We start from the raw sequence: 12951 nt of genomic DNA, 5'->3' as shown, positions 1-12951 counted from the left end.
TTTATATGGCTTTATGCATTAGGAGACTCTTCGTCTTTATTTCTTATCTTAGTTAGATACCAGATGTTAGGACTGGTATTAATTTCTTCAAGAACGCGATACGCTCGTCCTTCAACTTCTTCCGCCAACATTTTGGAGACTTCACTTTCCGGATTATTTATATCTCCAAAAGTAATTGCATTCGTAGGACAGGCTTCTGCACACGCAGTATTTATATCATCGTCTGTAGGTCTTCTGCCTTCTTTCTTGGCTTCAAGTTTACCCAACTGTATCCTTTGAACACAGAAAGTACACTTTTCCATCACACCACGTGCTCTCACAGTAACATCAGGATTTAATACCATCTTGCCCAGATCATTGTTCATTGCCGTATTAACATTGGCAAACTGCTCGTTATCATGGTACTTAAACCAGTTGAACCTTCTTACTTTATAAGGACAGTTATTTGCACAATAACGAGTACCAATACATCTATTGTAAGTCATCTGGTTAAGCCCTTCTGTGCTATGCGTAGTAGCTGCTACCGGACAAACTGTTTCACAAGGTGCATTGTTGCATTGCTGGCAAAGCATCGGTTGAAATGTTACTTCAGGATTTGCTGAAGCAATTTCCATATCCTTCAGGTCTTCTACCGCATCACTGCTGTAATAACGATCAATGCGTAACCAGTGCATCTCACGACGGTTGATCACTTCCTGTCTTCCAACAACTGGAACATTATTTTCTACCTGACACGATACTGTACAGGCATTACATCCGATACAACTATTGAGGTCAATAATCATATTCCAATGATGGTTAGGATATTTATGCCCTTTCCACAATGAAATTGAACTTGGCTCTTTTTTACCTTCAGCCGTTGCAATCATGGGCTCGAAACGTCCAGCCTTGGGGTTTTCTTTGTACTCACTCAACAAAGCATCTTGTAGAATGGTCTCACGCCCCATATATGTATTATGCGTTTGTGTCTGAGCTATTTTGTAAATCTCATCCACTACCTCAATTTGCACATCTGGGTGATAGTTAGCGAAGTAACCATTTATCTGAGGAGCTAACGGATAAACATTTACGCCTACACCTTCAGCTACTTTCCCGGCTACTTTTCTGCCATAACCCACAGCTACACCAACTGTACCTTCAGCCTGTCCAGGCTGCACCAATACCGGTAGGGTCACAGTTTGTTCACCCGCTGTTATTTTAGCATAATTCGTTTTTCCTTCATTATATTCTACCCCCATCTCCTCTGCCATTTTCTGAGACATGGTAAGGTAGTTATCCCAGCAGGCTTTTGAAACAGGATCTGGCGTTTCCTGTAGCCAGGGGTTATTTGCCTGACGTCCATTGCCGATAGCAACCTTTTGATAGAAAGCTAAATCAATACCTTCACTGGGCTGATAGGTACTATTGATACTGGAAGTAACACCGGATACATTTACTGCAAGGTTTTCATTTGGAAAACCTACCGACTGTATACCGGGAGAAGGAACCGTGCTGTCAAACTCAAGTGCACCTTCATAGAGCGCCTTATCGAAAAACCGATCAAAATCATTTTCATCGTTTTGAGCTTGAAATAGGGTTTCTCTCCAGTTGTTCTTTATATATGAATAATAATCTGTCTCAGGAGCATTAGCCCAGCTTAAAAAGGAGGATTGCGCCTGTCTGGTATTAAATATCGGAGAAATGGCAGGTTGGGCCAGGCTAAACCTTGCTCTCTGTGGTTCGGCATCATTCCATGATTCCAGGAAGTTATGATCAGGAGCAATGTACTCGCATAAAACTGCTGTTTCATCCGGCTTTTCAGCAGTAGTGACCTTAAGCGCTACTTTTTCCATAGCAGCACTTAATGCTTCTCCCTGATGAAAATCATAAACAGGATTGCAGTTAAAAAATATTAAACCGTTAATTCTTCCGGCATTGGCATCAGTGATGAGCTTGGCCATCGCTTTGTCATCTCCCTTGCGGTAGTAAGATGGTCTATCAATATCCAAAGTGCTGCCATAGCTTCCCAACATATCGTTGATGGCTATGATTAATCTTTGGATAGCGACGTCATTTGAGCCAGAAACAACGATAGACTTTCCACGATTGGTCCACAATTGATTCGCAGCTGCTTCCAAATGAGCTATTTCTCCAGCATCATTAAAAGATGCAGTTGCTCTTCCCGCTTTGGCTGCTAACAAGTTATAGAGTTTACCAATTACTAACCCTTCCTGTGAAGGTTTAATCTGGGTACGGTAATCTGCATTTGCACCAGTCATAGATAAGTTAGCTTCAAACTGATAATGCCTAGACATATCAGTATTACTTCGGCTTACTTTTCTTGTTTGTGCGTATTGCTTAGCAAAAGATATTGGCGCTATCCAGGTTCCCAAAAAATCAGCCCCAAAGCTTACGATGACATTGGCTTTACTGAAATCATGTGTGGGAAGAATTCTTTGACCCACGGTTGACTGATAAGCATCTAAAATCCCATCAGCGGACTGATTATCATACATTATATGACTCAAACCCGGATAAGCATCCAACAAACCATTGATTGCGGCTTGCGTAGAAGGGCTTAACACTGTGTTACTTACCAGTGCTTTATTTCCGCCTTTTCTCAGCTCAGCTTTAATTGCATTATCTAATTCCTCCCAGGTGGTAGCTTCACCATTAGCCAGGGGTGATTTATATCTTTGCTTATCATATAACGATAAAACAGAGGCTTCCACTTGAGCATTGGTTCCTCCTAAAGTAACATTGGAGCGCTCATTACCTTTTAGTTTTATCGGTCTACCTTCTCTTGTCTTAACTACAACACTGCAATATTCACCACCATCCAAATATGTAGAAGCATAGTAATTTGGGATTGATGGGTCTACATCTACAGGTTTAACTACATAAGGAATAGCTTTTCTGATGGGTGCTTCGCAGGCGGCCAATGTAGCTGCACTAATACCAAACCCCATCATTTTAAGAAAATCGCGCCTGGAACTACCATCTGATACTTCACCATTACGCTTCTTTTCATCTAAAGGCAAGTATTCCGGAAATTCTTTATTAGCATGTTTAACAAACTCACTATCATTTCTGAGTTGTTCTAACCCTTGCCAGTATTTTTTATTATTTGCCATCTTGTTGATAAAGTCTTTTCGTTTTAAGTAAGAAGAAGATTAATAGTGGCATTTAGAACATTCAAGACCACCGATGTCTTCAACTCTCATTGGTTCATTACCCTCAGCAGACTCATGTAGTTCTAAGAGTTTATCGTAGTAATCATTTCCTTCAGCATTTACCTGAGTTTCTCTGTGGCAGTTGATACACCATCCCATCGTAAGCAGAGACTGTTGGTAAACCACTTCCATCTCCTGTATTTCCCCATGACAGGTTTGACATTCTAACCCACCAACGTTAACGTGTTGTGCGTGATTAAAATAAGCCAGGTCAGGCAAGTTGTGTATTCTTACCCATTCAATAGGCTGCTGATTATTACCGTAAGTTTGTGTATCAGGGTCAAAATCTATTGCAGCGTATATTTTCTGAATTTCTGGCGACTCTGGTTTAATTTGCTGGTGGCAGTTCATACAAATATTGGCCGAAGGTATGTTGGCTGACTTACCTTTCATTACACCAGTATGGCAATATTGACAATCAATCTCATATTGACCAGCGTGAAGTGCGTGGGAAAAAGCAATAGGTTGCTTAGGCTGGTACCCTTGCTGAACCCCTACAGAGTACAATCCGTTAATCACCAGCTTTACAGCAATTGCCATAAAAAGAAACAGAGATATACCGATGAAAGGCTTACTGGTGACTACCTTTTTTACGTCTGTTTTTTGGCTGAGAATTTCTCTATCCTCTTCATCCAGGTCTTCTTTTTGACTTAAAAACCTGCTTAATACTGAGATGATAAGTATTAATACAACGAGTATCAGTACCAGCACAACTAACAATCCTACCAGAATAATAGTAAGAGAGTCGGAGGATATCCCTCCACCAGCCTGACTTCCATCAGCTGACACCTGTCCATCAGCAGTTTCAGCATCAGCGGCCTGAGCTGGTGCCGCAGATTCACTCTTTATATACCCAATAATTGATGCGATCTGCTCATCCGAAAAATCAAAAGCAGGCATCAGCGTTTTATTGTATTCATTATAAAGATTTACTGCGTAATCATCTCCACTCTGAATTACTGCTTGAGAATTTTTGATGAATTGCTGTAGCCAGGCTAAGTCGCGACGCTCATGCACATTTTTTAATGCAGGGCCCACAAGCCTATCATTGATGGCGTGGCAAACGGTACAGTTATTATTAAATAAGGTTTTACCTTCGTTTATAGCAGCCTCGTCAGTAGGGATTCCATCAGCAGATGCAGCAGCTTCAGCCGGGGCTTCCTGAGAAGCATCCTCCTGGGCGTAAGAAGCGGAAAAGCAAAAAGTGAAGGCGAGACAAATAAAGAGGTAACTAAGTACGTAAGATTTACAAAAATGCCAGTCTAATCTATTTTTCAACATTATTTCCCGTGATTTTAAACACCCACAAAAGTAATACGCGAACAATTGATTTCAAACATATTTCAACCAAATTGGTACATGCTTTGATAGTGTGCAATCTTAACACACAATTAATTGATTACCAATATTTTAGCAAAAGCAAAATATACTGAGAGGGCAAATTTAGAATCAGTATAAATAGAAGCGCTCAGGAACAATTTCTTGCTATACCAAAAGTTAATATTTTCTGATTCAGTGTCTTTACTTTTATTTAAGCATGTCATCACAACTTCTTAAAGCATCTTAAATTTGGTATTTCACTGGTTGATCTATGTATATGCAATAAAAAAGCCGGGAGGTAAATCCCGGCTTGAGGTCGCGAGCGGATTTGAACCGCTGTAGGAGGTTTTGCAGACCTCTGCCTAACCACTCGGCCACGCGACCTTTTACATTAATATTTATCTGGGGTGCAAAGGTATAAATCCTGATGATTTATACAAAAGTTTTAAGGAAGTAGAGGGATAAATATCCCTCTACCTGATTATCCTTATTTTTCTTCAGAGGACTCATCCTCATCTTCTGAACTTGCTTCTTTGGATTTAGTTTGCTCCTGCTCTTTCTTGTCCATTTTTTCCTGAGCAGCTTTTTTCTGCTCTTCCTGCATTTGCTCTTTTAGACTTGAAAGTGCTTCTAAATCACCAAGAGTATCACCGGCATCACCTCCACCACTAGGTTTACCTTTACTCTTCTTGCTCTTAGTTCCACCACTACCGGATGAAGAAGGGGCTGGTGTAGCAGGCTTCTCCTCAACCTCAGCATGTACATTAGAATGAGAAAGTACGATTCTACGATCCTCCTTAGAAAACTCAACAACTTTGAAATCTAAAGATTCACCTACTTGTGGTTCTGTTCCGTCTTCTTTTTTGAGATGCTTGAAACTAGCAAAACCTTCAATTCCGTAAGGAAGCTCTACCAAAGCCCCTTTGTCAATCTTACTCATTACTGTACCTTTGTGTACTGAGTTGACTGGGAAAAGGTCTTCAAAAGTATCCCAAGGATTTTCTTCCAATTGCTTATGTCCAAGTGCAAGACGGCGGTTGTCTACATCAAGTTCCAATACCTGTACTTCAAGTTCTTCACCTACTTTTGTGAACTCAGATGGGTGCTTTACTTTTTTAGTCCAAGACAGATCAGACACGTGTACCAGACCATCAATACCTTCTTCCAGTTCAATGAACAAGCCGAAGTTGGTCAAATTACGAACGATACCTTTATGAACAGTGCCTACTGCGTATTTAGTAAGTAAATCCTGCTTTGTCCAGGGGTCTTCGGTAAGTTGCTTGATACCCAATGACATTTTACGCTCATCGCGGTCCAGGGTAAGAACTACTGCTTCCAATTCATCTCCGATGCTGATGAAGTCCTGAGGATTTCTTAAGTGCTGAGACCATGACATTTCAGACACGTGAATCAGTCCTTCCACACCCGGCATAATTTCCAGGAATGCACCATAGTCAGCCACATTTACAATCTTACCTTTCACCTTAGATCCGACCTGAATTTCTTCAGAAAGTGAATCCCAAGGATGAGGAGTAAGTTGTTTCATTCCCAAAGAAATACGTTTTTTCTCATCGTCAAAGTCAAGTACCACGACATTGACTTTCTGATCCAGGTTCAGTACTTCTTCAGGATGGTTGATTCTACCCCAAGAGATATCAGTGATGTGCAACAGACCATCAACACCTCCCAGGTCAATAAATACACCAAAATTGGTCATATTTTTGATCACTCCTTCAAGTACCTGTCCCTTTTCAAGGTTATTCAGGATCCGAGCTTTTTGCTCTTCAAGGTCTTTCTCAATTAGTACTTTGTGTGAAACAACTACGTTGTCGTTAGCATAGTTGATTTTCACAACTTTCACTTCCATTTTCTTGCCTACAAATACATCAAAATCACGAATAGGCTTAACATCTATTTGGGATCCGGGCAAGAATGCTTCCACTCCATATATATCACAGATAAGACCACCTTTAGTACGGCGTTTTACTGTACCTTCAATGATTTCATCATGGTCAAGAGCATGTTGAATCTTTTCCCAAGCTTTAACTATTTTAGCCTTTTTACGGGAAAGAATTAATTGCCCCTGAGCGTCTTCCTGTTCTTCTACATATACTTCAACTTCATCACCGACTTTAAGGTCAGGCATATCACGAAATTCTGAAGAGGAAACCAATCCGTCAGATTTGAAACCAATATTCAGGATAATGTCGCGATCGTTGATACCGACAACGGTACCAGTAACAACTTCATTTTCGTTGACTTGGGTCAGTGTATCATCGTACATGGAAGCCATGTTGGCTCTTTCTTCAGCGGTATACTCTTCACCGAATCCACGTAAATCAGCCTGATCCCAATCAAACTTTTCTTTTTGTTCTTCTGCCATACTAATATTATAGCTCTAGTTACATACTAACCTTAGAGCGATAGGGTTAGCAGTTTTGGTTATACATTATTTATTTAAAACTAGGAAACTGGCCCCTAATTTTCCGCAAAAATAGCAAGTTCTATATTCTGTGACAACTAATTAAGGATTTTACTTGTAAAAAGTTCCCATAACCTTCAGCGTATTGTTATAATCTGAACTAAGGCATATAAGCTTCACGAACAGCTTTAAACTCAGACCCGCTCTTCCATTCAGGAAAATTCCTTTCATTGGCTAACTGATAACCTACATTAAATAATAATTCGGCATCAAGCACCATTCCTTCAAAATTCCATTCTCCTGGCTGATACTCATCAGAGGGTTGATGATAATGCTTTTGTGTCCATTCCGCATTTTTATTTTTGGTCCACTCTTTTCCCTGCTCAGCCTGTTCAGATTCACCACTGGCGTAGAGAGCAGGCACACCAACTTTGGCAAAGTTGAAATGATCAGAACGGAAAAAATAGCCTTTCTCGGGTTGAGGATCTGGGATTATGTATCGGTTCTGTGTTTTTGCTACTGCTTCTACATATTCATCTAGCTCTGATTGACCATACCCCACTACCGTTACATCCTTCATAGGTCCCAGAAACCAGATACCATCCATATTGATATTGGCTACAGTTTTATCTAAAGGGTAGATGGGGTGTTCTGCGTAATAAGCTGAGCCTAGAAGTCCTTGCTCTTCGGCAGTTACAGCCAAAAAAATGACACTGCGCTCAGGTTTTTGTTCTAGCTGTGCAAACGCATTAGCAATTTCAAGCATTACGCCTACTCCACTGGCATTGTCAAGTGCTCCATTATAAATAGAATCACCATCTACTGCTTCATTAATCCCTATATGATCCCAATGAGCGGTATAAATCACGTATTCGTCCGGATATTCACTACCTTCAAGTTTGGCTATTACATTTTGTGAAGTAGCAAACTTATGCGCAACATTTATGGATAGTGATGCTGACATTCCCAATGGCACTGGCTTAAAACTTTGCTGGCGAGCAATGCCTAAATAATTTTGTATGCCAGCCATTTTAAAAATTTTTTGTGCCGAGCGAATATCTATCCAGCCTTCAAAAGCACACCTAGACATGTTGTCATCATCAGGCTGAAGGTAAAGTGCTTTACCCGTCCAGCTACTTCTAACCACCCCCCAAGGGTATCCTGCAGGAGCAGTATTATGGACGATAATCACCCCTTCGGCCCCCTGACGAGCTGCTTCTTCATATTTATAAGTCCATCGCCCATAGTATGTCATGGTATTCCCTTTGAAGAAAGTAGAGTCTTCAGAACCAAATCCAGGATCATTCACCAGCACAACAGCAGTTTTTCCACGCATATCAATGCCCTCATAATCATTCCAGTTATATTCCGGCGCTACAATCCCAAATCCACAGAACACCAACTCAGAGTCATTGACATCAATCTGATCAGTCACTCTTCTTGTAAGCGCAACAAATTCATTGCGATATGATAGATTTAATGTTTCATCGCTTGCTTCAATGACCAAATCACTGGTAGGTTGCGCATCAATCTCTACCAATGGAACAGCCTGTAGGAAACTATCCTTATTTCCAGGTTGCAGTCCCATTTCTCTAAACTGCTCTTCCAAATAGGCTACAGTTTTTTCTTCTCCCGTTGAAAAAGGCATTCTCCCTTCAAATTCGTCAGAAGAAAGAATAGAAATATGCTGTCTTATATCATCTGAACTGATATCAATACCAGTGAGGAAGTCCTTATCCGTTTTTTTTTGTGAATTACAGGAACCTAATATCAATGTTAAAGCACAAGCGATGCTTAGCATTAAAAAAGATGCGGTAATATTTTTTCTAGTGTTCATAAGCAAGTATGAAAAAAGTTATGTAAAACTTTGAATCGTAATGTTTTTAGAGCTCTAATTTCCACTAATTTATTACCTATGCTACATTTCTAATAAAGTAAGCCTTAAAAAAAAGCCATTTAAGAAAGGTATTTGCAAACTTTCATTTTTACCAAATTATATATGGCATGAAATTGACAAGGGCATATTTTAAACTTGCATCAGGTTATTTACTTTTTTGTTTTTCTTCCTTGATTTGCTCTGCTGCAACATCTGATATCACAACTTCTTTGAAAAGCCTACATCAAGAGCCTGAAGTATTACATACTGGCTCATATTTAGTGATTGGGGTATTTCAATATGAAACTAACGCAAGCAGATTTACTGAGAATGCTATTAAAGAAGGTTTACAGGCTAGTTATAAATATCATCAGCATAATCAGCTAATATATGTGTATTCGCACTATGGGGAAACCAAAAACAATCTTCTCCCCCAATATCACCAATTGAGAGAGAGTACTCAGTATAAGGATGCTTGGATATTGAATATTGATGATAATGTAACTATTGTTGATCTTGTTCGGGCAGATTCTACAACCTCTCAAAACACCAAATCAAAAACAACTGAAACATCAAAAACTGAGCTTACTAAAACTAGCCGGAAATCAGTTGATATATTAAATGTAGCTTTTCGGACCTTTGATACAACAGGTTCCGATACTGTATATGTAAACGCTCAAGTTCAGGTAGTGGATGGCAAACATGCAGAGTTGATTGAAAAAACTGACTCCGAAAGAGGATGGGCTGTTGATTTAAATGCGTTTAATATTGATACTATTCAAATCATTGCTGAAGCGGTAGGCTATAGAAAAACACAAATAGACCTGAATATCAAAGAACAATCTGATAGTTTGGTACCTTCAAACTATTACTTAAAGCAAGACACACTATTTGTTGATATAGGATTGAAGAGCCTGGGAGTGGGAGATTACCAGGTCATGTATAATACTTATTTTTATGGAAACTCAACAGTGATGCGTGCGCTATCAAAATACGAATTAGAAAATGTTTATCAGTTTTTGCAGGCTAATCCTAATATAAGGATATGTTTACATGGACATACCAATGGAAACTCAAGAGGACTTGCTTATCTATTTTTAGAGGAAACGCGAAATTTCTTTGAAATAATACGTACAAAAGAGTACCGTAAAAGAGGAGTGAGCTCAACCAAGCTTTCACATTATAGAGCCGAAACGATTAAGAGCTATTTGGTATCAAGAGGCATAGAAAAAGAGCGTTTAAAAACCAAAGGTTGGGGTGGGGAAAAAATGCTTATTGACAAAGACTCTCCCATGGCAAGTAATAACATAAGGGTTGAGATTGAGGTACTTAGCAAATAAAAAAGTATAAAATTATGGATAGCGGTAATCCTAAAAATTGAGAAAAATTCCATTTATGTATCTACAGAAGATTATCTATAACATTTTTTATCGTTTCCTTGGTTTTCTTAATTTTCTGTATACAATATGTTTAATAAAGTTAGACAAAATTGTAGTTAAACCGTTCAATTAATTTCATTATTAAATCTATGTAAGTTTCCTGAAACTCCCATTTGTTAATACCTATGAATAGGTTGTTTATTTGTAAGATGAACGCTTTACAATACGATAACGATGTAGTTGAATTTGAAATTGAGGATGGTATACTTTTCGGAAAGTATAAAGTTTCCAAGATTGATTTAATGGCTGCAAAAAAAGCGACCTTTTTTCGCAAGCAAATAACCCAGGGAAGAAAACTACCTTCCATTGCTAATATTTCACTTGTAAAAGAAGTGCCTAAAGAAACGAGAGAATATTTTTCTCAGGAAGCAGGTGATGATCTTTGTGCATTAGCAGTAATAATTAGTAACCCTGTAACCAGAATAATGGGTAATTTTTTTCTTAAATTCCATCAACCAAAATATCCTTTTAAACTTTTTAAGGATACCTCAAGTGCAAAAAAATGGATAATACATTATAGGATAACACAATCTCAGTTTAATGAATCATAAAAAATTTGAAAATGACTACTTTTATGCTGAATTGAATGATGATATTGTCACTGTACAGTACAAACCTAATCTTCATTTAAAATTAGATGATGCCAAACGCATAGTCTCAGAACGATTAGAATATTTTGGCGACCTGAAGACACCAGTACTCATTAAAAGCTCCAGGATTAAAAGTATTGATAAACAAGCTAGAGAATATCTTTTTAGTGAGGGCTTGATTAATATTACAGCAATTGCACTTGTAGAAACAAGTACAGTAGAAAAAGTTTTAACAACCATTGTTTTTAACTTCAATAAACCTAAAATTCCGCATAAGGTTTTTTCTGACAATCAAGATGCGATCAAGTGGTTGAGAAAGTTTTTATAACATGCCTCAAAAAAGCAGGATAGAAGATATTAATAACATGATTATCAAAATCGCCAGTGGTGATTTTGATCATAAAATAGAAATATCTGATTCTTTTGATGAAATAGATGCGATAGTTTCTGGTATTAATATGCTAGGCGAAGAGTTGAAAGCTACCGTTATCGCAAAAAATTATCTTAAAAGTATTTTTGAAGGTATAGTAGACATGCTGATCATTTTTGATGAGCATTTTTTAATTAAAGAAGTTAACAATAAAGTCACAGAAATTCTTGGAATAGATGAGTCGCAACTATTAGGTCAACCCATTGAAAACCTCTTCACTTTAGATGATACTAAAGTGATTGAAAAAATAAAGAAAGGTATCGCAAATAAAGGGTCTTTATATAATCAGGAGACTTCTTTTGTAAATGTGAACGGTGATAACATCCCCGTTTCAATATCACTATCCTTGCTCAAGGATAATAATGATTCTGAGAAAGGATTTATTCTTATCGCTAAAGACTTAAAGCATGTATTACTTACTGCTGATGCCTTAAAACAGAAAAATACTGAACTTCAAACATTAGTTTACAAAGTCTCTCATGACCTGAAAGGACCAGTAGCATCTGTAATGGGTCTACTTGAATTGGTTGATATGGCTGGAGATGATCTACAAAGCATTAAAAACTACCTGGATCATATCAAAAAGAGCCTTTACAAACTCAATCATACTATTCTGAGTTTGTTTGAATATTCACTTTCTTCTCAACCCAACTTTGAAGTGTCATCGGTTACGCTTAAGACTTTACTGGAAGAAGTTTTGAGCAGTTATGCTAATTATCCCGGCATGAGTGATATGAAAATTGACTTAGATATTCTACCCAGTTTATCTCTCATGACTGGTAAAAAACTATTAATATCTTTGTTTCAACATATTATTGAAAACGCAATTAATTTCAGGGCTACGCATAATAAAATTTCTCAACTTAAAATAAAAGCTTCAACCCAAGGCAAAAGCATTTCTATTTCATTTGAAGATAACGGTATGGGTATGGATAAACATGTCCTTGCACGTGCTTTTGACATGTTTTATAGGGGGAATGAAGTCTCTAAAGGAAGTGGCCTCGGACTTTTTATCGCCAAATCTAATGTGGAGAAACTCGGGGGAGAAATTAAAATTAAGAGTAAAGTTGATGTTGGTACAGAAATCATTATACTTCTCCCTTCTCTTACAGGAAGTAAGATTACTATTTCTTAATTTTTCATCAACTATTTTTTGTTTTGAAGGTCAAATCTACCGCACTTTTGCTATTAAGGAATACTCCTTTAGACGTTATTGCTACTCATGCTTTTGCCAATGATAGCATTGACACAATTATTCAAAATTTAAACATTGATAATAATTCTACACTCCCACACTATACAATATTAATTAGTAGAGAAGAAGATTTGCATAGCTTCGTGACCAACATTCCTGAATTAGCCTGGGAGATGTTAGAATATGCTGAGGAACCTCTTGAATTACTTTATCCGAAAAAGAAGTATCAAAATGCTTTAGACCGAGATGAGTTCATCAGCATCAGAGTAGTAAAAAGTCCGAAGCTTAAGCAAGTTGTTCAGCAATACGGGCCGTTAATCACCATTTCTGCCGACTTACTTAAGCGTGACAATTCACTAACTATCAATAAAGAAATTAATTGTAGTGAAAAAAATAACCCCTATAATCAGGTTAAAACTATGAAGCTTTTTAGCGATGGTAGTTTTACTTTTCTAAGGTAATCCTTC

The 12951-nt window shown here is 38.0% G+C and carries 9 protein-coding genes and 1 tRNA gene; 5 read left to right on the top strand and 5 right to left on the bottom strand.

Annotation, left to right across the window (positions count from 1 at the left end):
• Nucleotides 1-11 precede the first annotated feature (11 nt).
• The 5 genes from OKW21_RS10535 to OKW21_RS10515 all read right to left on the bottom strand — a co-directional run bounded on the left by OKW21_RS10535 (nt 12) and on the right by OKW21_RS10515 (nt 8791).
• Nucleotides 12-3113: a TAT-variant-translocated molybdopterin oxidoreductase gene (locus tag OKW21_RS10535; protein ID WP_277479375.1), complete on the bottom strand. Its 3102-nt coding sequence runs from the start codon at nt 3111-3113 to the stop codon at nt 12-14.
• 39 nt (nt 3114-3152) lie between these two features.
• Nucleotides 3153-4493: a c-type cytochrome gene (locus OKW21_RS10530; protein ID WP_277479374.1), complete on the bottom strand. Its 1341-nt coding sequence runs from the start codon at nt 4491-4493 to the stop codon at nt 3153-3155.
• A 352-nt stretch (nt 4494-4845) separates the two neighbouring features.
• A tRNA-Cys gene (locus OKW21_RS10525) sits at nt 4846-4916 on the bottom strand.
• A 103-nt stretch (nt 4917-5019) separates the two neighbouring features.
• Nucleotides 5020-6915, bottom strand: coding sequence for a 30S ribosomal protein S1 (gene rpsA, locus OKW21_RS10520; protein WP_277479373.1), 1896 nt, complete (start codon nt 6913-6915; stop codon nt 5020-5022).
• Between the two features lie 199 nt (nt 6916-7114).
• Nucleotides 7115-8791, bottom strand: a complete 1677-nt coding sequence (locus OKW21_RS10515; protein ID WP_277479372.1) for a M28 family metallopeptidase — start codon at nt 8789-8791, stop codon at nt 7115-7117.
• 167 nt (nt 8792-8958) lie between these two features.
• Here OKW21_RS10515 and OKW21_RS10510 point away from each other — a divergent pair, with 167 nt between their 5' ends.
• The 5 genes from OKW21_RS10510 (at nt 8959) to OKW21_RS10490 (ending at nt 12945) form a co-directional block, all read left to right on the top strand.
• Nucleotides 8959-10170, top strand: a complete 1212-nt coding sequence (locus tag OKW21_RS10510) for an OmpA family protein (RefSeq protein WP_277479371.1) — start codon at nt 8959-8961, stop codon at nt 10168-10170.
• 248 nt (nt 10171-10418) lie between these two features.
• Nucleotides 10419-10820 carry a DUF7793 family protein gene (locus OKW21_RS10505; RefSeq protein ID WP_277479370.1) on the top strand — a complete coding sequence of 134 codons (402 nt, stop codon included), beginning with the start codon at nt 10419-10421 and terminating at the stop codon, nt 10818-10820.
• Nucleotides 10810-11187, top strand: a complete 378-nt coding sequence (locus tag OKW21_RS10500) for a DUF7793 family protein (RefSeq protein ID WP_277479369.1) — start codon at nt 10810-10812, stop codon at nt 11185-11187. The genes OKW21_RS10505 and OKW21_RS10500 overlap by 11 nt, the downstream gene beginning before the upstream one ends.
• A gap of 1 nt (nt 11188) precedes the next feature.
• Nucleotides 11189-12424, top strand: a complete 1236-nt coding sequence (locus OKW21_RS10495; RefSeq protein WP_277479368.1) for an ATP-binding protein — start codon at nt 11189-11191, stop codon at nt 12422-12424.
• Nucleotides 12425-12447: 23 nt separating this feature from the next.
• Nucleotides 12448-12945 (top strand): Sua5/YciO/YrdC/YwlC family protein, encoded by a 498-nt coding sequence (locus tag OKW21_RS10490; protein ID WP_277479367.1) that lies wholly within the window; start codon nt 12448-12450, stop codon nt 12943-12945.
• The last annotated feature ends 6 nt before the right edge of the window (nt 12946-12951 follow it).

The organism is Catalinimonas alkaloidigena (genome assembly GCF_029504655.1).
Lineage (GTDB): Bacteria > Bacteroidota > Bacteroidia > Cytophagales > Cyclobacteriaceae > Catalinimonas > Catalinimonas alkaloidigena.
Note: the sequence above shows the minus strand (reverse complement) of the source record. Positions and strands in the feature narration are given on the sequence as shown.